Here is a 23581-nt window from a genome sequence, read left to right as displayed (position 1 = left end):
TTTGTCTATCCAACAAGAAAAATATCATATCTTACTTGAACAAATGAAATTATCACCTGAAATTTTGCAACATCCTTTAATCAAGCAAGGTCAGATGAAACAAGTCAAAGTCTTAAAAGCTGAACGTAAATGGCTGTTTTATCTACAGTTTGCGGAGATTTTACCTTTTGAACTTTATCATTCATTTGTGAGTCATTTAGAAGCGGCTTTTAAGAATATTGCAGAAGTTCAGTTGTTTATTGAAGCTGAGAATACGCAATTTAATCAACAGTTATTGCAAGATTATTATTCCTTGGCACTTGTGAAGGCGCAATGTGATACCCCAATGTTACAACAAGCTTTAAAGGGACAAAAACCAATTCTAAATGGGAATAAGATTTATTTATCGGTTAGTTCTGAATCTATTATGCCTTTATTAAGCCAGCAATATTTGCCAAAGATTGAGAAAAATTACCAGCAGTTTGGTTTTCCTAGAATCCGTTTAAATTTGCAATTGGATGCCGAATTAGCTAGTTTAGAACAACAAGCTTACGAAGAACATCAACAGGCCCAAGCACAAATCATGATGGAAAATGCCGCTAAAGCCATTGCCAATCAAGAAAAACGCAAACAAGAAAAGGTCGAAGAAGGAGCGAGCTTTTCTGGACCTATCCAGTTGGGACGTGAAATTAATCCGAGTGATGAAATTACGCCAATGGTTGAGATTGTTGAAGAAGAAAACCGCGTGCTCTTTGAAGGCTATATTTTTGATATTGAGATTCGTGAGTTGCGTTCGAAGCGTTCCTTGTTACAAATAAAAATTACTGACTATACTTCTTCATTCATTGTTAAACGCTTTTCAAATAATGATAAAGATGTAGAACTGTTTAACGCGCTGAAAAAAGGCATGTGGGTAAAAGCGCGTGGAAGTATTCAAGAAGATAGTTTTTCACATGAGTTAACGATGATGGCTCAAGATATTTCTGAAGTGTCCCATGCAAGTAGAAAAGATTATGCACCAGAGGACCAAAAACGAGTAGAATTACATCTACATTCGAATATGTCAACCATGGATGCGACCAATTCGATTACAGATTTAGTTACCCAAGCTGGAAAATGGGGGCATAAAGCGATTGCCATTACCGATCATGGGGGTGCTCAGGCCTTTCCAGAAGCGCATCAAGCTGGGAAAAAGGCTGGTGTGAAGATTATCTACGGAATTGAGGCGAATATTGTTGATGACCGTGTCGAAGTGGCTTATAATCCAGCACCTATCGATTTAGAAGATGCTACTTATGTCGTGTTTGACGTGGAAACAACCGGACTTTCAGCTGTCTACGATACGATTATTGAATTAGCGGCTGTCAAAATGCATAAAGGCAATATTATTGATACCTTTGATGAGTTTATTGATCCAGGGCATCCACTATCGAATACTACAATTCAATTAACTGGTATTACCGATGATATGGTTCGCGGCTCTAAATCAGAAGCAGAAGTCTTGCAGATGTTTAAAGAGTTTACGGGTGATGCGATTTTAGTGGCCCATAATGCTTCTTTTGATATTAGCTTTTTAAATACGAGCTATGATAAAAAAGGCATGCCAATTTCAACGAATCCAGTCATTGATACGTTAGAACTTGCACGTTATTTGTATCCAGATTTCAAACGTTTTGGCTTAGGTGTTTTGACTAAGAAATTTAACGTTGGCTTAGAGCATCATCATCGGGCAATCTATGACTCAGAAGCAACGGCGCATCTAGCTTGGATTTTTATTAAAGAGGCAATGGAAAAGCATGATATGAAGTTACACCAAGATTTAAATCGTGGTGTTGGTGGCGAAAATGCTTATAAATTGGCACGTCCTTTCCATGCGACGATCTTAGTAACGACACAAGCTGGCTTGAAAAATTTATTTAAATTGATTTCTTTATCTAATGTGAAATATTTCCATGATAAGGTACCGCGCATTCCTCGAACAGAATTGACACGCTTAAGAGAAGGATTGATAGTCGGTACTGGCTGTGATAAAGGGGAAGTCTTTGTCGCGATGATGCAAAAAGGTCGTGCTGCGGCAAAAGAACTGGCACAATTCTATGATTTTATCGAAGTCATGCCTAAACCAGTGTATGCCCCTTTGATTGAGCAAGAATTAGTGAAAAATGAAAAAGACTTAGAAGAAATTATCAAAAATCTGGTTACAATTGGTGAAGAATTAGGTAAGCCTGTCGTAGCAACCGGAAATGTCCATTATTTAAATAAAGAAGATGCCATTTACCGCAAGATTTTGATTAACTCAATGGGACCGGGTAATCCATTAAATCGTCATAATTTACCAGATGTTCATTTTAGAACGACTGATGAAATGTTAACTGAGTTTCAATTTTTAGGAGCGGAAAAAGCCCAAGAGATTGTTGTGACGAATCCTAATTTGATTAATGAGCAGTGTGAAGTCGTCATTCCGGTCAAAGATGATTTATATACGCCAAAAATTCCTGGTTCAGAAGAAGAAATTACGGAGTTAAGTTATAAACGGGCCAAAGAATTATACGGGGATCCACTACCTGAAATTGTTGAAAAGCGTTTAGAAAAAGAATTAAATTCGATTATCGGGAATGGATTCTCAGTGATTTACTTGATTGCTCAAAAATTAGTGCATAAGAGTAACGAGGATGGCTATTTGGTTGGTTCCCGTGGATCCGTGGGTTCGAGTTTTGTTGCTACGATGACGGGAATTACTGAGGTGAATCCGTTAGCACCTCATTATCATTGTCCAAATTGTCAGTATTCGGAGTTCTATATTAATGGTGAATTTGGTTCTGGCTTTGATATGCCGGAAAAAGCCTGCCCAAAATGTGGTACTCGTTTGAAAAAAGATGGGCATGATATTCCGTTTGAGACTTTCTTAGGTTTCCACGGAGATAAGGTTCCCGATATTGATTTGAACTTCTCAGGTGAATATCAACCCCAAGCGCATAACTATACCAAAGTCTTGTTCGGTGAAGATTATGTGTATCGCGCAGGAACGATTGGTACGGTAGCCGATAAGACAGCGTACGGATTTGTGAAAGGCTATGAGCGTGATAATGATCTTCACTACCGTAGTGCTGAAGTGGATCGTTTGGCTAAAGGAGCTACCGGTGTGAAACGTACGACTGGTCAGCATCCTGGTGGGATTATCGTTATTCCAGATTATATGGATGTGTATGATTTTACCCCTATTCAATATCCAGCTGACGATATTAATGCAGAATGGCGTACCACACACTTTGATTTCCATTCGATTCATGATAATATTTTAAAACTTGATATTCTAGGTCACGATGATCCTACCGTGATTCGGATGTTACAAGATTTATCCGGAATTGAGCCGAAAACCATTCCGACAGATGACCCTGAAGTAATGAAAATTTTCCAAGGTCCGGAAGTATTAGGCGTTACCGAAGAGCAGATTGGTTCAAAAACAGGGACATTAGGGATTCCAGAATTTGGGACGCGTTTTGTTCGTGGCATGTTAGAACAAACCAAACCCCATACCTTTGCTGAGTTGCTTCAAATTTCGGGGCTATCACATGGTACCGATGTATGGTTAGGAAATGCTGAAGAACTGATTCGAAATGGTACCACAACGCTAGCCGATGTTATCGGTTGTCGTGATGATATCATGGTTTATTTGATGCATGCGGGTCTAGATAATGGTCTGGCCTTTAAGATTATGGAAAGTGTGCGTAAAGGTAAGGGGATTCCAGATGATTGGCAAGAGGAAATGCGTAAACAAGAAGTTCCAGAGTGGTATATTGAGTCTTGTTTGAAGATTAAATATATGTTCCCGAAAGCCCATGCTGCAGCTTATGTCTTAATGGCGTTACGGGTGGCTTACTTTAAGGTTTACTTCCCGATTCTTTATTATTGTGCTTATTTTTCTGTACGGGCCGATGATTTTGATTTGGTGGCGATGTCTCGAGGAAAAGCAGCAGTAAAAGCACGTATGGATGAAATTAATGAAAAAGGAATGGAAGCTTCAACCAAAGAAAAGAACTTGTTAACGGTCTTAGAATTGGCCAATGAAATGCTAGAACGCGGTTTTGAATTTGGGATGATTGATCTTTATAAATCAGATGCCGTGAACTTTGTCATTGATGGGAATAAGTTAATTGCGCCATTTCGAGCAGTGCCAAGTTTGGGAATTAACGTGGCCAAACAAATTGTCCAAGCACGTGAAGAAGGCGCGTTTTTATCTAAAGAAGACTTAGCCACTCGTGGTAAGGTTTCAAAAACTTTGATTGAATATATGTCTGAACATGGGGTACTTGATGGCCTACCTGAAGAAAACCAACTTTCTTTATTTGATAATCTCTTTTAGGGGGAATCTTTATGTTGCAAAAAATTGACTTAGCTACTTGGCCTCGACGCGAAGTTTTTTCCTTTTTTTCTCAAATGTCCAATCCTTTTTACATGGTGAGCTTTAAGCAAGAGGTGACAAACTTAGTAAAATATTGTAAAGAGTCGCAACTATCTTTTTATTATGCTTTGATTTATCTTACTTGCCAAGCGATGAATGAGGTAGAAAATTTTCGCTATTTCTTAAAAGACGAAGAGGTCTATCTATATTCTGAACGGATTCCTAGTTTTACCGATTTGAAAAAAGACAGTGATCAATTTTATATTGTAACAATGGATTTGAAAGCAGATTTACGTGATTTTTGCCAGCAAGCTAAGGTCCAATCAAGTCAGCAAGCAACTTTTATTGAACCTTATGATGAAGAAAACTTGATTTACTATTCATGTTTGCCATGGATTGATTTGACTGCTTTAACCAATGAGCGTGATTTAGCGAATCCTAAGGCAAAAGATGACAATATCCCGCGAATTAGTTGGGGAAAATATAGCAAAAATCAGGACAAAATTGAATTAGTGATCTCATTGGAAGTCAATCATCGCTTTGTAGACGGCTTACATGTTGGTCGTTTTGCTGAAAAATTGACACAAATGATTGAAAACTTATAATATAAAAGGGTGAGAGCTGCTAAATTGTACCGACCCCAAAAAGTTAGACCATAAAATCTAACAATTGGAGGTCGGTATTTTTATGTCCAAATATTCTTTTGAGTTTAAAAAGCAAGTTGTAAATGCTTATCTTAATGGCGAAGGTGGTTATACTTATCTTGCAAATAAGTTCGGCATTCCATCTGATAATAAAGTTAAACTATGGGTGGATAATTACAATGCATTTGGCGATGAAGGATTAAAACGTTCTAGAAAAAAAGATTTTTATTCTTTTGAAAAGAAGCTTTCTATAGTAGAGTTATATTTATCAAGTGAAATCTCATATCAAGATTTAGCTCTGCAAGAAGGAATTACTAATCCAAGTATGATCGCAAATTGGGTGAGTCGCTTTCGTGCAGCTGGTCCTGATGCCCTAAGACCACGCAAGAAGGGACGAAAGAAAACATTGAATACAACTAATGGCAATACACAAAACAAACCAGTTGAAGAATCTTCTGTTGATACAAGTGCAGAACATGTAAAAGAGCTAGAAGAGGAACTTCTTAAATTGAGAATTGAGAATGCCTTTTTAAAAGAACTGAGGAGGCTGCGTTTAGAGGACGAGGAAAAAATGAGAGAAAGGCACTCGTCATCAACAATCTCCGACGAGAATTCAAACTAAAAGACCTTCTCTCTTATACAGGCATGCCTAAAGCAACATATATGTATTGGCAAAAACGATTTGATAGAGAAAATCCTGACAAAGAACTTGAAGAAAAAATCCAAGAAATCCGTAAGAATAATAAGGATTACGGATATCGTAGAATACATGGAGAGCTTCATAATCAGGGATATCTCATCAACAAAAAGAAGGTTCAGCGAATAGTTCAAAAACTTGGCTTGCAGGTGACATCCTACACACGCAAAAGTAGGAAATATAGTTCCTATAGGGGCAGGACTGGTACCATTGCACCCAACAGAATTCGCAGACGCTTTAATACGCACATACCCCATCAAAAAATCACAACGGATACGACTGAATTTAAGTATTATGAAGTTGATGTCAAAGGACATATGACAATGCATAAGCTGTATTTAGATCCATTTATGGATATGTGTAATGGAGAAATACTAAGTTACGGTATCGATAAGAAACCTTCAGCAAAGAATGTAATGAATGCCTTGGATAAAGCCATTGAAATCACTTCAGACTGCCCTTATAGACGAACATTCCATTCTGACCAGGGTTGGGCATACCAGATGAAGGCATACTCTCACAGGCTAAAAGAAGAACGAATATTTCAAAGCATGTCTCGAAAGGGCAACTGTCTAGATAATTCCGTAATGGAGAATTTCTTCGGTCTGCTTAAGCAAGAGATATACTATGGCGTTAATTACTATAGCTATGAGGAATTAAAAATGGAAATAGAACGATTTATAAAGTATTATAATGAACAACGAATAAAAGAAAAGTTAGGATGGATGAGTCCTGTTCAATATAGGCTCCATCTTTTAGCTGCATAATGAAAACGAGACGACCGGAGTCGTCTCGTAAAAAAGTCTAACTTTTGGGGGTCACCTCAAATGGCGGTTCTCATCCTTTTGTACTTATTTTAAGGTTAATTTGCAGACGACTTCACATCTAGCGGTATGAGGAAACATGTCCACGGATTGCAGATATTCGACGCGGTATTTCTGACTGAGTGTGACTAAGTTTTTCGCTAAGGTGGACACATTACAAGAGACATAAACGAGCTGTTGGCTAGGATATTTTAATAATGCATTTAATAATTGTTCGTCTAATCCTGTTCTTGGCGGATCGACAATAATGACATCTGCTTGAAATCCTTCAGCTAACCATTTAGGGAGTAAATCTTCAGCTGTTCCGACTTCGTAATGGGTATTTGCTACTCCGAGGCGTTGGGCGTTCTTTTTGGCATCTTCAATCGCACTTGGGATAATATCCATGCCACGAACTTCTTTGGCTTGTTTGGCTATACTTAGACCAATTGTACCTACCCCACAGTAAGCATCTACTACGCTTTCGTTTCCTGTAAGCGTGCAGGCTTTGATTGCTTCATCATACAAAATTTTTGTTTGTGTAGGATTTAATTGGAAAAAGGCTCTGGCAGATAAATCAAAGACGACTTCATTGATTTGCTCGGTAATCGCTTCTTTTCCTGCTAAATGAATCGTTTCGTCGCCCATAACTAGGGATGTCTGTTTGGCTTGAATATTTTGCATGATAGACACCACTTCAGGACATTGACTTTGAATCAGACGTAAAAGACTATTTAAGTTAGGAATTTGGCGTTTGACTGAAATTAAGACTAATTGGACTTCACCAGTTTCAATCCCCACGCGTACCATCAAGGTTTTCAATATACCTGTCTTTTTCTTTTCGTTATAGATAGGAATTTGATAACGATTCAACAGGCGCACAACCGTATTTAGTACTTTTTGCGTTATTTCTTCTTGTACTAGGCAATTTTCGATAGCAACTAACTGATGTGAATTTTCTTTATAGAGACCGGCTTCGATTTTTTTCAATTTTGGATTAAAACGTAACTGAAACTGGGCTTTATTGCGGTAGTGCCAAGGATTTTGCATGCCAATTGTTGGACGTAATTCATAATTTTGATAGCCCGTGGGTTTGAATTTTTCTAGTGCTTGTTTGAGTAAATCGCGTTTGAAATCAAGTTGGGCCTGATAACTTAAATGCATCAACTGACAACCACCGCATGCATCATAATAGGCACAGGCTGGCTGTACGCGGTCTTTGCTAGGCTTTAATATTTTGATGATTTTCGCATAGGCATACTTAGGTGTTGCTTTTGTCACTTGTACGAGTACTTCTTCGTCAGGTAGCGCATTGGCAACAAATATAATCATTTTTTGGTGATAGCCGATTCCTTCTCCGTTAATGCCGAGACGTTTGATTTTGATTTGAAATTTTTGCTTTTCTCTAAGTTGAACCATGTACTTTTCCTTTCACATTTGCTAGTAACATCATAACGCATATGCTAAGTTTTTTTCAACAGTTCAGATAGATTATTATTTTAGTGAGATATGTTACAATAATAAAAGTATGCGAAAGGACTGATAAGAATGATTATTCAAAAAATGACGCAAAAAAAGGCGAAAAGTTATGAAATTACGCTTGATGATCAACGGACTTTTATCGTATCTGAAGACGTCTTGGTGAAATTTCGCTTATTAAAGGGAAAAGAAGTCGATGAGTCATTGTTAGCCGAAATCAAAAAGGCAAGTGTATATGATATCGGTTTGCAGCAGGCTTTAAATTATTTAAGTTATCAATTACGTACTGAAAAAGAAATCGCAGCTTATCTGAAAGAGAAAGAAATTGGCGCTGAAGATATCCAAAAAATTTGTCAGTATCTAAAAAATCAGCGTTTGATTGATGATGTGCAATATGCGAAAAGTTATTTGCAAACGGCTTTACGCTTAAATGATAAGGGGCCTACAGTGATTGCGAATAAATTAAAGGCAAAAGGAATTGCGGATAATATTATTGAGGAAGTCTTGCCTCTTTATACGAAAGAGCAGCAAATAGAGATTGCCAAAAAAGCGGCCGAAAAAATGTTAAAACGGCAAAGCAATCAAAGCCACTATCAAATCCTACAAAAGTGTAAATTATCTTTGGTGCAAAAAGGGTTTAGCTATGCAGTAGTGGATGAGGCGATGCAACAAATTGAAGTAGAAGTCGATGAAGAAGCAGAGTACGCCAAATTAGTGAAAGAAGCAGAAAAAATCATTCATCGTATCAAAGGGAAAAATGAATATGAGAAAAAGCAAAAATTTAAACAAAAACTTTATCAAAAAGGTTTTGACCTAAGTTTGATTCAACAATATATCGATGAGGAATGGCTAGATGAATAATACTTTTGAACAACTTTCGACAAATGAAGTCGCACAATTACAAAAAAATTTTTTAGACTGGTATTTTATGCATGCTCGAAATTTGCCTTGGCGTGAAAATCGTGATCCCTATCGCATTTGGATTTCTGAAATTATGTTACAACAGACTCGGGTGGATACGGTCATTGATTATTTTCATCGTTTTATGCAAACTTTCCCAACAATAAAAGATTTAGCTAATGCAGATGATGAAAAACTTTTAAAAGTCTGGGAAGGATTAGGCTATTATTCTAGAGCTCGTAATTTAAAAGTAGCCGCCAATCAAATTATGGATGAATATGATGGAAAATTTCCCCAAACGCCTACTGAGATTAGTAAGTTAAAGGGGATAGGACCGTATACTACCGGGGCGATTAGTAGTATTGCCTTTCATCTACCTGAACCAGCCATTGATGGAAATGTGATGCGGGTGGTGAGTCGACTCTTTTTAATCAAGGAAGATATTGCTAAAGCGAGTAGTCGGAAAGTTTTTGATCAAGCGGTGAGAAAAATAATCCCAGAAAGATATCCCGGTGAATTTAACCAAGCCTTTATGGACCTGGGTTCTAGTATCTGTACACCGACAAGTCCGAAGTGTACTGAATGTCCTTTAAGCAGTTTTTGTCTTTCTAAGCAAGAAGGTCTTCAAGAACAGTTTCCAGTGAAAAGCAAAAAAGCCAAGCCTAAGGATCAATATTTTGTAGCCTTTGCCCTTGAAAACACGAAAGACGCCTATTTATTAGAGAAAAGAGCAGCAGGCAGACTTTTAAAAGATATGCTTCATTTTCCAATTGTCGAAATAGCGCAAGAAGAATACAAAAATCTTTTAAAAAATTTTTCAGAAGAACCGTTTGATTTCAAGCAGCCTTTTGTACAACCTACGCTCTTTGATGAGGATACACTCGTTGCTGAGCATCAAACTAGCTTTGAGCTACTTCCGCGTTCACAAACGATACAAACCCTGTTTTCTAAATCCGAATTACCATTTAATCAAGCAAAAATTTTGTGGAATCCAGCTCATTTAGGAGAGATTACACACATATTTACGCATTTAAAATGGCATATTCTATTATTTGAAGGTAAGCTCATGGAAACTACTGCAAATGATGATTTTTATACGATGCAGCAAATGAAAGAATTGCCACTGCCCAAAATGCAGCATAAATTATTAAATAAAATGTACAAACTTAAAAAAGATTTCTAGCCATTCACGCAAATTATTGCTATAATGATTTTGACGTAGGTGGATAACACCCGAACAAATGCACAAAAAGCTGCTGAGGGAAGGGTTAAGATGCGAATACCAAAAGAAGGTGAGTTTGTCAGCATTCAAAGCTACAAACATGACGGCAAATTGCATCGAACGTGGCGTGATACAATGGTATTGAAGACTAGTGAGCATTCAATTATCGGCGTAAATGACCATACCCTTGTGACTGAATCAGATGGCCGGCGTTGGGTAACCAGAGAGCCAGCCATTGTGTATTTTCATAAGAAGTATTGGTTCAATATAATAGCAATGATTAGAGAAAAGGGAGTGTCATATTATTGCAATTTGGCTTCACCATTCCTTTTAGATGAGGAAGCGTTGAAGTATATTGATTATGATTTGGATATTAAAGTTTTTCCTGATGGAGAGAAACGCTTGTTAGATGTGGATGAATATGAATTACATAGTAAGATTATGCATTATCCACAAGACATTGATTTTATCTTAAAGGAAAATGTCAAAATCTTAGTTGATTGGATTAATAATGGTAAAGGTCCCTTCTCAGATAGCTACGTCGATATTTGGTATAACCGCTACAAGCAATTGTCGCAAAAATGATGAAAAAAAGATGGGTAATTATTTTACTCATCTTTTTTTTACCGCTAAAATCAGTTATAATATTAAAAAAAGGGGAGGTAAACCATGTTTGAAAAATTAAGACAATCTAAGCTATTTTTTTGGTCCGTCGAATTATTAGTATTAGCCACACTTGTTTTTGTATTGACCAAAGTTGATTTCCTATTAAAACCATTAGGCGTATTTTTTTCAACTTTATTTGCGCCAATCTTAATTTCGGGATTTCTGTATTATATGCTAAATCCTCTAGTGGAATTTTTAACTGAAAAATTAAAAATAAAACGGATTTTCGCGATTATTTTTGTTTTCTTATTGCTGATTGGTGTGCTTGCTTTGGTCGTGATGGCTGTCATTCCAAACTTAATTAAACAATTAACGCAATTAGCCGCAAATATTCCGGATCTGATTCAGCAAATCGAGTTGGCAATTAAAGGCCTAGCTAAAAATGAAACTTTAAAACATTTAGATATCAATCAAGAGCTCGCAAAACTCAACTTATCCTATGGCGCAATTATTCAGAAGTTTATGAGTGGGGTAGCCATTAGTCTAGGTTCTGTCTTTTCAACGATTGCTTCTGCGGCCATGTTGATTATTACCGTTCCATTTATTTTGTTTTATATGCTTAAAGATGGTCATCGTGCGGTGCCTAATATTTTGCGCTTTGTGTCAGAAAAACGTAAAGAATCAGTGGCAAATCTGTTAAAAGAAATGAATCAGACCTTAGCCAATTATATTAGCGGACAGATGATAGAGTGTCTTTTTGTCGGAACTTTTACTTTTTTAGGTTATATGATTTTTGGTATTAAATATGCATTCTTATTAGGCGTGATTGCTGGTTTTACAAATTTAGTGCCGTACTTGGGTCCTTATCTAGGCTTATTACCGGCTATAGTGGTCACTATTTTTAATAATCCACTTCAAGCCATTATTTGTTGTGGTGTCGTATTAGTTGTCCAACAAATTGATTCCAACGTCATTTATCCAAACGTTATCGGAAAATCTTTATCTATCCATCCATTAACGATTATTATCATTTTATTAGTCGCAGGCAATCTAGCTGGTTTATTAGGTATCTTTTTAGGCGTGCCTTTATATGCGATTGGGCGTACAGTTTTAGCTTTTGGATATCGTATGCTGAAAGAATAAGGTTGTATTAAAAGGAATGTTTAAAGTTTACTGAATGAAAATAATGCCACGAATCTTGCAATTTGTATAAATTTTGTTTTTCTAGATTGCAAATTGAGCAAGTTTATGGTACTATTTTAGCGTGGTTTATTCCACGCTTTTTTTTTCTATATTATATTATTTTTAAGGAGAGCGATAATACTATGAATGCTGACCCTGAGAGTCAGTCGCTATTAGCGCAAATTTTACTATTAGTTGTTTTAACATTAATAAATGCCTTCTTGGCAGCTTCAGAGATTGCTGTTGTTTCAGTTAACCGTAATCGTCTCGAGCAAAAAGCTAATGAAGGTGATGTCAAAGCAAAAAAATTATTAAAAATTATTGCTGAACCTACGAATTTTCTATCAACGATTCAAGTAGGTATCACTTTGGTTAACATCTTGTCAGGGGCTTCTTTGGCAGATAATTTAGCCAATCGTTTAGCACCTTTATTAGGTGGTGGTGCAGCAGCTAAAAATATTGCTAGTGTGATTGTTTTAGCGATATTAACTTTTGTCTCTATCGTTTTTGGTGAGTTATATCCAAAACGAATTGCGATGAATAAGTCAGAAGAAGTGGCCGACTTAACTTCTGGTACAATCCGTTTATTAGGAATTGTAGCGAAACCTTTTGTGTGGTTGCTTTCTGCTTCAACTTCACTTTTAGCTAAACTTACACCTATGGATTTTGATGATGAAGATTCTAAGATGACGCGTGATGAAATGCGTTATATGTTAGAAAATGAAGGTGTCTTAGAAGATGACGAGCTCGAAATGGTACAAGGGGTATTCTCGCTTGATACAAAAGTGGCTCGTGAAGTCATGGTTCCACGGACCGATGCCTTTATGGTGGATATTAACCGTCCAATCGATGAAATTGTAAGTGAAATATTATCTGAAAACTTTTCAAGAATTCCGGTTTATGATGATGATAAAGATAAAATTATCGGAATCTTACATACAAAAAACTTATTAAAAGGTGCCTTTAAGTCAGGATTTGAAAATTTAAATCTTAAAAAGCTATTGCAGGAGCCTTTATTTGTACCGGAAACCATTTTCATTGATGACTTGCTTTATGAATTGAAGAAGACCCAAAATCAAATGTCTATTTTACTTGATGAATATGGTGGTGTGGTTGGTATTGTCACATTAGAAGATTTATTAGAAGAAATCGTTGGTGAAATCGATGATGAATCGGATGAAGTCGAAACCCTATATGAAAAAGTAAATGATAACGAATATATTATTCAGGGACGTATGCTTATTGAAGAGTTTAATGAACTTTTTGAAACAGATTTGCACATGTCTGATGTGGATACAATGGCTGGCTATTTAATTACAGCGCTAGGTACGATTCCTGATCAAGGAGAGCAGCTATCCTTTGACGTCGATAATGTGACCTTGGTAGCTGAAGAGATGGAAGGTACACGTTTACTAAAATTACGGGCCATCTTCCATGAAGAAAAATCAGTCGAGCCAGAAGAAGAACGTCGTGTATTCCGCAAAGAATTTGAAGAAGATGAACCAAGACGTTAATCATTTTGAGAAATCATGCAATTTTGTGTGGTTTCTCTTTTTGTTTGTTGCAAGCTATGCTAAAATAGCAAGGTATGTATATTTATTTGAAAGGAACGAAGACAAAGATGCATAATCCAAAACAAAAGGAACAAATGAACAGCCGTCGTACTTTTGCGATTATTTCTCACCCGGATGCTGGTAAAACAACCATCACCGAGCAGCTTTTACTTTTTGGTGGCGCGATTCGTCAAGCAGGTACGGTTAAAGGGAAAAAGACTGGGAACTTTGCGAAATCTGACTGGATGGAAATTGAAAAACAACGTGGGATTTCAGTAACGAGTTCAGTTATGCAGTTTGATTATAATGGCAAACGTGTCAATATTTTGGATACACCAGGGCACGAAGATTTCTCTGAAGATACATATCGAACATTAATGGCTGTGGATAGTGCAGTCATGGTGATTGATAGTGCGAAGGGGATTGAAGCACAAACTAAAAAACTATTCCAAGTTGTTAAAAAACGTGGGATTCCAATTTTTACTTTTATTAATAAATTAGACCGTGATGGCCGTGAACCATTAGATTTACTAGAAGAACTTGAAGAATTGCTTAATATCGAATCTTATCCAATGAACTGGCCAATTGGGATGGGAAAAGGCTTGGAAGGTTTGTACGACCGTTTCAACCATCGTATTGAATTGTATCGTCCAGAAAGCTATGATAATGAACGTTTTATCCCGCTTGATGAAAATGGTGAAATCGACGCCAATCATCCATTAACGCAAAATAGTATTTATCAACAAGTGTTAGAAGAGGTTGAGTTACTAAAAGAAGCTGGAGATGCCTTTGATGAAGAAAAGATTGCTAGAGGTGATCAGACGCCAGTATTCTTCGGTTCTGCTTTAACAAACTTTGGCATACAAACCTTTTTAGAAACATTCTTACAGTTTGCGCCAGCGCCTCATGCACATAAGACAGTGGACGGTGAGTTATTGGATCCTATGACAGAAGAATTTTCCGGCTTTGTCTTTAAGATTCAAGCTAATATGAACCCAGCCCATCGCGATCGAATTGCTTTTGTGCGCATTTGTTCTGGTACTTTTGAACGTGGAATGGATGTCACTTTACAACGTACAGGTAAAAAGATGAAACTAAGTAATGTCACCCAATTTATGGCTGATACGCGTGAAAATATTGAAGAAGCGGTGGCCGGTGATATTATTGGGGTATATGATACAGGAAATTACCAAATTGGCGATACACTCACAGAAGGGAAGTTAAAAGTACAGTTTGAAGAGCTACCATCCTTTACGCCAGAAATCTTTATGCGTGTCACGGCTAAAAATGTCATGAAGCAAAAATCTTTCCATAAAGGAATTTATCAGTTAGTACAAGAAGGGGCCATCCAATTGTACAAAACGTATTTGACTGATGAATACATTATCGGGGCGGTTGGTCAACTGCAATTTGAAGTCTTCCAATATCGGATGAAAAATGAGTACAATGCTGAAGTGGTTATGACACCAATGGGCAATAAAATCGCACGTTGGATTAAGCCAGAAGATTTAGATGAAAAGATGAGTTCTAGTCGGAATATCTTGGCTAAAGACCGCTTTGATCAACCGTTATTCTTGTTTGAAAATGAGTTTGCGATGCGTTGGTTTGCCGATAAATATCCAAATGTTGAACTAAAAAGTTTATTGTAAAATAAAAAGAGTCGCCCGGGATTTAGGCGGCTCTTTTTGGTAAATGAGTCTAAATTAAGATGCTTTTTTAGGGATAGAAATTTCAATTAATCCTTCTGAATCCAAAACTTTGATTTCATTTTCGTTAAAACTATTTTCAGGTAATTTTTGGATAAAATAATTGCGGATTTCTTCAATTTCGCTGTGTCGGATTTTACGTTTATTGTTATAAAGTAAAATTTCAACGTGGCTTGGAGCAAGCGTGTAAATCACTAGAGTATCACCGGCTGTGTAAACTTTCACTAGCTCAGCATCAGTACTTTCTAATTGACTCATTACCAACCTTGAATGACTGTTTGTGACATTGATAAGTTTCATGGTACTCACCTCTGATCTGCTTTTCCCTACGTTCATTATATATGAATTTTGTGTAAAATTAAACTAGTAAAAAGATAAATTCAAAAATATTTTACACCTATGAAAATACTATGAAATCATTCATGAAATATTTATACTTTTTGTTTATAACAATTGTTTTAAATAATAAATACAAAAAAAGCAGCTATCGAATAGAATAACTTTCGATAGCTGCTAATGATTACTCTGCTGCTTTTACAATGATTTCACCATTCTCATCCAAGACAGCGTGCATGTTTTTAACATCGGGTGCATCAAGATAGCATTCAGCTACTTGGTCTTCAATTTTATCTTGAATGACGCGGCGGAGTGGACGAGCTCCCATGGCGGGGTTATAGCCAAGTTCTACTAATTTTTCCTTCACTGCATCATCAACATCAACATGAATTTCTTGACGTGCCAATTGTTCGTTGACTCCTGATAGCATTAAATCAAGAATCAATAATAGATTTTCTTTTGATAAAGCCTTGAATTCAACAATACCATCAAAACGGTTAAGAAATTCAGGCGTGAAGAATTGGTTTAATTGACCAAGAACCGATTTTGTTCGGCCCTCGATAGCTGCACCAAAACCAACGCTTGCTTCAATCTTACCAGCACCTGCATTACTTGTCATAATGATAATGGTATCTTTAAAGCTGACTGTACATCCCTTCGCATCTGTAAGACGACCATCATCTAGAATTTGTAGGAACATGTGTAAGACATCAGGATGTGCTTTTTCAATTTCATCTAATAAGATTAAGCTGTATGGATTACGACGTACTTTTTCAGTTAATTGGCCGGCTTCTTCATAGCCGACATATCCTGGTGGGGAACCAATTAATTTAGAAACGCTGTGTTTTTCCATATATTCAGACATATCAAAACGAATCATTGCATCGGTTGAACCAAATAACTCATAGGCTAATTGTTTGGCTAATTCAGTTTTACCGACACCAGTTGGCCCAACAAATAGGAAAGAGCCGATTGGACGATTCACTTTCCCTAAGCCAATGCGATTACGACGAATAGCTTTACTTACTTTTTCAACGGCTTCTTGTTGACCAATGACCCGTTTATTTAAGTCGTCAGCAAGATTTTTCAATTGGGTTTGTTCCTTTTCTTTCAAATCACCAACTGGAATACCTGTTTTTTCTTCCACGATTTTTTCCATGTCCTTTTCAGTCACAAAAGGCATTTCTTCATCTTCTACTTGTGTTTTCATCAATTTTTCAAGTTTTGTGATTTGATCGCGGTAATAAGCAGCTTTTTCAAAGTCTTCTTCTTGAGAGGCTTCCCGTTTTTGTTGTTGCGCATAGTCTAATTTCTTTTCAATAGACTTAGGATCGACAAAAGCAATGGTTAAATTCTTTTTAGATCCAGCTTCGTCGAGTAAATCAATTGCTTTATCTGGTAGGAAGCGATCTTGAATATAACGGTTAGAAAGAATAGCCGCTTGTTCGATTGCTTCATCTGTGTATTTTACATGATGATAATCTTCGTAGCGTTTTTGAATCCCTTTTAAGATGGTAATCGTTTCTTCAACACTTGGTTCGTTAACTTGGACTGGTTGCATACGACGCTCAAGTGCAGGATCTTTTTCAATCATACGGTACTCATTTAATGTAGTTGCACCAATTAGCTGTAATTCACCACGCGCAAGGGAAGGTTTTAATATATTGCCTGCGTCTAATGCACCTTCACCAGCCGAACCTGCACCGACAATTTCATGTACTTCATCAATGAAAATAATAATATTATCGGCATTCGTAACTTCTTGAATCAATTGTTGCATGCGTTCTTCAAATTGACCGCGAATTCCTGTACCTTGAACTAAAGAGGCTACATCTAAGCGAATAACTTCTTTTCCTTGTAATTTTTGAGGTACTTCTTCAGCAACGATTTTTAAGGCTAATCCTTCAACAACAGCGGTTTTACCAACACCTGGTTCGCCAATAAGTACTGGATTATTTTTATTTCGACGATTTAAAATTTCAATGACACGATTAATTTCTTGATCACGACCAATGACTGGATCAATTTTTCCATCACGTGCTTGTTGGGTAATATTTACACCAAATTGATCAAGCAAGCCATTTCCTCCGTTTTGTCCTTGTCGTGGAGGTTGACCACCCATAAAACCACTTTGAGTAGGTGGGACTTGTTGATTTTGAGGATTTTGTTGCATTTGTCTTGAAAATTGACTTAATAAATCATCAAAATTACTAAAGCCAAATGGATCTTGATACATATTTTGATTCATGCTTCCTTGATTTGCTTTTAGCTTTTGATAGCAATTTTGACATAAATCAAATTGTCTTTTTTGACCATTGACACTTGTATATAGGTGGATGGTTGCTTCGTTTTTACCACAGTTTTGGCAATTCATGGACATCATCCTTTACTAAAAAATGTATTCAGACATTATTGTTTGACCAATATTGACCTTATGACCTTATTATACGTTTTTTTCTTAATTAAGCAAGAAACATGCTCTCGAAGATATTTATTTTCGTTCTTTTCAATTTTTTTAAAGTCGATATAATAAAAGTGGTGATGAATCTATCGTAAACTAGATAAATATAACAACAAGATGTAAGAAAGGTGTGAAAGTTTCATGAAAACAACAGAAGAGTATGCGGCACTATTGAAGCAACTACTGGATGGGACAATTCAAGAATTAGTTGTGGAGCAAGCTGAGTATTTCAACTTTAGAGAAGCTTGGTTAAAATTGCCAAACCGTAATGATGTGATCGGTGAGGCGGGTCTAAACGGACGTATCATATATAGAATAAAAAAATAAATGAATCATCACACATTCTGAATAAATTGTTCAAAAACGGTTGTCTAAATGCAAAAAAAATGGTAATCTAATCAAGGAAAGGGTGTTACGTAATACAGTAATTATATACTGATAAAAAAGAAAACCCTAACAATAATATTTCTTTCAATAAAGGAGATCGATTCATATGGAAAAAAAATCATTTAACGTAGTTGCTGACACAGGAATTCACGCTCGTCCTGCAACATTATTAGTACAAACTGCAAGCAAATTCGCTTCAGATATCAACTTAGAATATAAAGGTAAATCTGTAAACCTTAAATCTATCATGGGCGTTATGTCTTTAGGTGTTGGACAAGGTGCTGACGTTACTATTTCTGCTGAAGGTGCTGATGAAAAAGAAGCAATCGCAGCTATTACAGAAACAATGGTTAAAGAAGGTTTGTCTAACTAATGGTTGAAATGCTAAAAGGAATCGCCGCAAGTGATGGTGTTGCTGTAGCTAAGGCTTACCTATTAGTTGAGCCAGATTTATCATTTACCAAAGTTAATGTTGAAGATATTGATGCAGAATTTGCTCGCTTGGACGATGCTTTAGCACAATCAAAAGCTGAGTTAGAACAAATTCGTGCAAAAGCAGCAAGTACTTTAGGTGAAGAAGAAGCAGCTGTATTTGATGCACACTTGATGGTTTTATCAGACCCAGAAATGATTGGTCAAATTAAAGACGCAATCAAATCAAATAAAGTAAATGCAGAAGCTGCCTTAAAAGAAGTAACGGATATGTTTATTTCTATTTTTGAAGGTATGGAAGATAATAAATACATGCAAGAACGTGCTGCCGACATTAAAGACGTAACAAAACGTGTATTGGCTCACTTATTAAATGTTGTACTTCCAAGCCCTGCTATGATTAACGAAGAAGTAGTCGTTGTTGCGCATGACTTGACGCCAAGTGATACTGCACAATTAGACCGTCAATTCGTTAAAGCTTTCATCACTGATATCGGTGGACGTACTTCTCACTCTGCAATTATGGCACGTTCTTTAGAGATTCCTGCAATTGTAGGTACAAATTCAGTCACTTCAAAAGTGAACGCTGGTGATTTAATTGCTGTAAACGGTATTACTGGTGAAGCGATTGTACATCCAACTGAAGAACAACAAGCTGCTTTCATCAAAGCTGGTGAAGACTATGCCGCTCAAAAAGCAGAATGGGAAAAACTAAAAAATGAAAAAACAGTCACTGCGGATGGTCAACATTTTGAATTAGCTGCTAACATTGGTACACCAAAAGACTTAGCAGGTGTTCATAATAATGGGGCAGAAGCAGTAGGTTTATACCGTACTGAATTCTTATACATGGATTCACCTGACTTCCCATCTGAAGAAGATCAATTCGAAGCCTATAAAGCTGTATTAGAAGGTATGGATGGCAAACCTGTTGTTGTTCGTACAATGGATATCGGTGGAGATAAAGAATTACCATATCTTGATTTACCACATGAAATGAATCCATTCTTAGGTTACCGTGCATTACGTATTAGCTTATCTGAACTTGGCGATGCAATGTTTAGAACACAATTACGTGCTTTATTACGAGCAAGCGTATATGGTACTTTACGTATTATGTTCCCAATGGTTGCAACTCTTAAAGAATTCAGAGCCGCTAAGAAGATGTTTGAAGAAGAAAAAGCCAAATTGGTTGCTGAAGGTGTAGCAGTTTCAGATGCTATCCAAGTAGGTATCATGATTGAAATTCCTGCTGCAGCTGTTTTAGCTGATAAATTTGCTAAAGAAGTTGATTTCTTCAGTATCGGTACCAACGATTTAATTCAATACTCAATGGCTGCTGACCGCATGAGTGAACGCGTATCTTATCTATATCAACCATATAACCCATCTATCTTACGTTTAATTAAGAACGTAATTGATGCAGCACATGCAGAAGGTAAATGGGCTGGTATGTGTGGAGAAATGGCTGGCGACCAAACTGCTGTGCCATTACTTGTTGGTATGGGCTTAGATGAGTTCTCAATGAGTGCGACTTCAGTTCTTAAGACTCGTAGCTTAATGAAACGCTTAGATACTGCTAAGATGAAAGAATTAGCAGACCGTGCATTAAATGACTGCGATACAATGGAAGATGTCGTTGAATTAATCAATGAATACGTTAAATAATAACTGTATATGAAAAGACTAGGTTTTTGGCCTAGTCTTTTTTTGTAGTGGTTGAATTTTGAGATAAATTGACTTTTACTTGTTTAATCAGCTCTTCAAAACGGATGCCTTTACGGTAATTTGCGATAAATTCAAATATCGGTGTTAGAAAGTAGATGAAGATGCCATATTTTGGAATACTTAAGGCGATACCAAGCAAAATGATATCGAATAAAAAGACAAATACCGTTCTTTTCGCTAACCAACGATGGATAAATGTTGCTTTTTGCCATTGCCGTGTGCTTAATTCATTTTTGACAATAATCAAAGCCAGTAAATGATAAAGTAGGGCAGCGATTAAGTTGATACTACCAAAAAATAAAATGCTTATGGTTGGATTTGGATAGTTCACTAACATTTTAACCGCAATTGGAAACAAGGATAAACTTAGGTGAAATAAGACATCCACCACAAAAGCTTGATGTGTCGTTTGTTTTGCTAAATTCATCAAATTGGTGCGTTGATACCAAAAGTCGATTAAGATAATAAAGCTAATGATAAATAGACCAATTTCTTCAAATAAACCAATTAATTCAGTTGTATTATGCGGAACGGTAATTTCAAGTACTAAAATCGTCATAATGATGGCAATTATCGCATCGCTTAATGTATCAAAACGTTCTTTTAATTTGGTCATTTCACTTCTCCTTTAGGTAAATAATGTTGTAAAAAATTTTCAGCATTTAGATAGCTGATCTTCTCAATTTGTCTACTTGTAAATCCTTTTTGCTTAAGTGCCTGGATAATTTTTGGGAAGCTATTGACATCGTTTAAGTCTGCATGCATAGGGATGCCATCAAAATCTGATCCAAAGCATAGAGAATCTTCGTCGACTAATTGATACATATACCATAAATGTTCGCTAATCGCTGCTGGCAGATTTGTTGGTTGTTTGAGTTTTAGAAATTGATCAAAGAAATTAATCCCAATCAGACCATTTTTATCAGCAATTTTTTGAATCAGTTCATCGCTTAAATTTCTAGGATGAGGTGTTAATTTTCACGCATTTGAGTGGCTGGCAACTATTCCTTGAGCGGAGGAAGCCAATATATCTTTTGCCACTTGATCACTAGCATGAGATAAATCAATAATCATGTGTAATTCGCTCATTCTTTGTATACATTCAAAGCCAAATTTAGTTAAGCCAGTCTGGTTATCTGCTAAAATTTGCTTTTCTTTGTCCCAATATAGGATATTCGGCGTGCCAATTTCATTCGGATAGTTCCAAGTTAAAGTAATTAAGCGTACACCAAGTTGAAAAAATTCCTCTAAATTTTCGATGTTTCCTTCTAGAATCCCGCCTTCCTCAAGGGTTAATAATGCACTGATTCGCTTCTTTGCTTTATTTTTATAATAGTCAGTCTGAGATTTGATGAGACCAATTGTAGCTGGATATTTTTCTAGCTCTTTGATGAAACGCTGGTACATTTCTAAGGCCGTTTCTTTGCGGTTAGGATATTGCCTTTTATCTAGAAAAATCGCAAAAGTTTGCAACAAGAAATCATTTTGTTGGAGTCGCTTAAGGTCAATTTGAAAATGATTTTCTAAGAGATTGCTATTTAGGTTTTCATAAAGTTTCATGATTGTGTCGCAGTGCAAGTCGATAATCGGCATCTTCATCCGTCCTTTTCATTTTTGATTTTAGTATAGCACTTGAAAAATATTTTGAAAAATGGAAATTAAGACTAAAGGACGACAAAAAATTTCAGAAAAATATGGTATAATCGTTTTGAAAGATTTTGAAAAGAGGTGGAATGGTTGAAAATTGGGTTATTTACTGATTCGTATTTTCCACAAGTCAGTGGTGTGGCGACTTCCATTAAGACGCTAAAAGACCAATTAGAACGTTTAGGAAATGAAGTTTATATTTTTACAACAACAGATCCTAATGTTACGGTTGATGATCCACAAATTATCCGTATGCCTAGTGTCCCTTTTATTTCTTTTACAGATCGACGTATTGTGGTTAGGGGAATGATTGATGCATATCAAATTGCTAAAGAAAAAGGCTTGGATTTAATTCATACCCAAACAGAATTTGGTGTTGGTTTGCTTGGACAATTAGTTGCTAGAAAATTAAAAATTCCAGTGATTCATACATATCACACAATGTATGAGGATTATTTGCATTATATCGCTAAAGGAAAAGTCATTCGTAAAAGTCATGTACGTTACTTGACCCGACTTTACGCAAATCATACGGATGCTGTCGTGTGTCCGAGTGAAAGAGTAAGTCAGACTTTGATAGATTACGGTGTGACCCGACCGTTAAAAGTGATTCCGACGGGGATTGAATTAGAAAGATTTGTACGTCCGGATATTACCTCAGAGATGACCGCACAATTAAGAAAAGACTTAGGTATTCAAGAAGATCAAATCATGTTATTATCTTTAAGTCGTATTTCATATGAAAAAAATATTCAAGCTATTATTCAAGGAATGCCGCAAGTCTTATTAATGATGCCCAATGTTCGTCTTGTTGTGGTTGGTAAGGGACCATATCTTGAAAATCTGCAAAAACAAGTACATGATTTACGGTTGCAAGATTATGTGCAGTTTACTGGTGAAGTTGAAAATGATAAAGTAGCCTATTATTATCGTGCAGCCGATTATTTCGTGAGCGCCTCGACTTCTGAATCACAGGGGCTGACCTATACTGAATCAATGGCAGCTGGTACGCCAATTGTGGTGGAAGGAAATGCCTATTTGGATGCTTTGATTGATCATCCGAGTCTAGGGGTGACTTTTAAAGAAGATGCTGATTTTGCGGAATGCTTAGTGGCATATATTCATTCAGGTGTTCAGCCAGATGCACAAATTTTGAAAGATAAATTATATAGTATTTCTGCTGATTGCTTTGGTGATACGATGTTTGACTTTTATCAACAAGTTTTGGCAGAATATGCACAAAAAGAAATTAAAACCAAATCCTCATCCATCGCTAAAATCAAGGTAAAACTATCCGCAATCAAACCTTCAATTACAAGAGAAAAATAGGAAAGTATCTGAGATGAAGTTTTTGTCTTTGTCTTAGATACTTTCTTTTTGTATAATAAATTTGTGAAAAATAAAATACAAAGAAGGA

General features: G+C 36.4%; 17 protein-coding genes and 1 pseudogene. 13 read left to right on the top strand and 5 right to left on the bottom strand.

Going from position 1 to position 23581, the window contains the following annotated elements; translation table 11 throughout:
* Position 1 precedes the first annotated feature (1 nt).
* The 3 genes from I567_RS11520 (at position 2) to I567_RS12560 (ending at position 6489) form a co-directional block, all read left to right on the top strand.
* Positions 2 to 4342, top strand: coding sequence for a PolC-type DNA polymerase III (locus tag I567_RS11520; RefSeq protein WP_016252402.1), 4341 nt, complete (start codon positions 2 to 4; stop codon positions 4340 to 4342).
* 11 nt (positions 4343 to 4353) lie between these two features.
* A complete protein-coding gene (locus I567_RS11515) occupies positions 4354 to 4986 on the top strand; it encodes a CatA-like O-acetyltransferase (protein ID WP_016252401.1) in 633 nt (210 codons plus the stop codon).
* A gap of 82 nt (positions 4987 to 5068) precedes the next feature.
* Positions 5069 to 6489, top strand: a protein-coding gene (locus tag I567_RS12560) for an IS3 family transposase (RefSeq protein WP_111736144.1) whose coding sequence is annotated in 2 segments (ribosomal slippage) — positions 5069 to 5636 and positions 5636 to 6489 — 1422 coding nt in all. Because the reading frame shifts where the segments join, the coding sequence is not laid out codon by codon here.
* An 84-nt stretch (positions 6490 to 6573) separates the two neighbouring features.
* Here I567_RS12560 and rlmD read toward each other — a convergent pair.
* Positions 6574 to 7944: a 23S rRNA (uracil(1939)-C(5))-methyltransferase RlmD gene (gene rlmD, locus I567_RS11500; RefSeq protein WP_016252399.1), complete on the bottom strand. Its 1371-nt coding sequence runs from the start codon at positions 7942 to 7944 to the stop codon at positions 6574 to 6576.
* Between the two features lie 129 nt (positions 7945 to 8073).
* Between rlmD and recX the strand changes: the two genes are divergently transcribed.
* The 6 genes from recX (at position 8074) to I567_RS11470 (ending at position 15116) form a co-directional block, all read left to right on the top strand.
* A complete protein-coding gene (gene recX, locus I567_RS11495) occupies positions 8074 to 8865 on the top strand; it encodes a recombination regulator RecX (protein WP_016252398.1) in 792 nt (263 codons plus the stop codon).
* Entirely contained in the window at positions 8858 to 10087 is a 1230-nt protein-coding gene (mutY, locus tag I567_RS11490) for an A/G-specific adenine glycosylase (protein ID WP_016252397.1), read from the top strand. Before recX ends, mutY begins: the two co-directional genes overlap by 8 nt.
* A 90-nt stretch (positions 10088 to 10177) precedes the next feature.
* Positions 10178 to 10711, top strand: a complete 534-nt coding sequence (gene ntdP / locus I567_RS11485) for a nucleoside tri-diphosphate phosphatase (protein ID WP_016252396.1) — start codon at positions 10178 to 10180, stop codon at positions 10709 to 10711.
* A gap of 84 nt (positions 10712 to 10795) precedes the next feature.
* Complete coding sequence (locus tag I567_RS11480) at positions 10796 to 11875, top strand: AI-2E family transporter (protein WP_016252395.1); 1080 nt, start codon at positions 10796 to 10798, stop codon at positions 11873 to 11875.
* A 182-nt stretch (positions 11876 to 12057) separates the two neighbouring features.
* Positions 12058 to 13428, top strand: coding sequence for a hemolysin family protein (locus I567_RS11475; protein WP_016252394.1), 1371 nt, complete (start codon positions 12058 to 12060; stop codon positions 13426 to 13428).
* A gap of 107 nt (positions 13429 to 13535) precedes the next feature.
* Entirely contained in the window at positions 13536 to 15116 is a 1581-nt protein-coding gene (locus I567_RS11470; RefSeq protein ID WP_016252393.1) for a peptide chain release factor 3, read from the top strand.
* A gap of 54 nt (positions 15117 to 15170) precedes the next feature.
* Here the strand turns inward: I567_RS11470 and I567_RS11465 are convergent, their stop codons facing one another.
* Complete coding sequence (locus tag I567_RS11465) at positions 15171 to 15473, bottom strand: DUF1827 family protein (RefSeq protein WP_016252392.1); 303 nt, start codon at positions 15471 to 15473, stop codon at positions 15171 to 15173.
* A 220-nt stretch (positions 15474 to 15693) separates the two neighbouring features.
* A complete protein-coding gene (locus I567_RS11460; protein ID WP_016252391.1) occupies positions 15694 to 17883 on the bottom strand; it encodes an ATP-dependent Clp protease ATP-binding subunit in 2190 nt (729 codons plus the stop codon).
* Positions 17884 to 18111: 228 nt separating this feature from the next.
* Between I567_RS11460 and I567_RS11455 the strand changes: the two genes are divergently transcribed.
* From I567_RS11455 to ptsP, 3 genes are all read left to right on the top strand, one after another.
* On the top strand, positions 18112 to 18297 hold the full coding sequence (locus I567_RS11455) for a hypothetical protein (RefSeq protein WP_016252390.1): 186 nt from the start codon (positions 18112 to 18114) through the stop codon (positions 18295 to 18297).
* A 166-nt stretch (positions 18298 to 18463) separates the two neighbouring features.
* On the top strand, positions 18464 to 18730 hold the full coding sequence (locus I567_RS11450) for a phosphocarrier protein HPr (RefSeq protein ID WP_016252389.1): 267 nt from the start codon (positions 18464 to 18466) through the stop codon (positions 18728 to 18730).
* Complete coding sequence (ptsP, locus tag I567_RS11445) at positions 18730 to 20457, top strand: phosphoenolpyruvate--protein phosphotransferase (protein ID WP_016252388.1); 1728 nt, start codon at positions 18730 to 18732, stop codon at positions 20455 to 20457. Before I567_RS11450 ends, ptsP begins: the two co-directional genes overlap by 1 nt.
* Before the next feature lie 31 nt (positions 20458 to 20488).
* Here ptsP and I567_RS11440 read toward each other — a convergent pair whose 3' ends face one another.
* On the bottom strand, positions 20489 to 21133 hold the full coding sequence (locus tag I567_RS11440; RefSeq protein WP_016252387.1) for a TMEM175 family protein: 645 nt from the start codon (positions 21131 to 21133) through the stop codon (positions 20489 to 20491).
* A pseudogene (locus tag I567_RS12995) lies at positions 21130 to 22110 on the bottom strand (dipeptidase). The gene I567_RS11440 and the pseudogene I567_RS12995 overlap by 4 nt, the downstream one beginning before the upstream one ends.
* Before the next feature lie 144 nt (positions 22111 to 22254).
* Between I567_RS12995 and I567_RS11425 the strand changes: the two are divergent.
* Positions 22255 to 23493: a glycosyltransferase family 4 protein gene (locus I567_RS11425; RefSeq protein WP_016252384.1), complete on the top strand. Its 1239-nt coding sequence runs from the start codon at positions 22255 to 22257 to the stop codon at positions 23491 to 23493.
* The last annotated feature ends 88 nt before the right edge of the window (positions 23494 to 23581 follow it).

The sequence above is a fragment of the Enterococcus cecorum DSM 20682 = ATCC 43198 genome (assembly GCF_000407565.1).
Classification (GTDB): domain Bacteria; phylum Bacillota; class Bacilli; order Lactobacillales; family Enterococcaceae; genus Enterococcus_E; species Enterococcus_E cecorum.
This window is presented reverse-complemented; position numbering and strand designations above follow the sequence as displayed.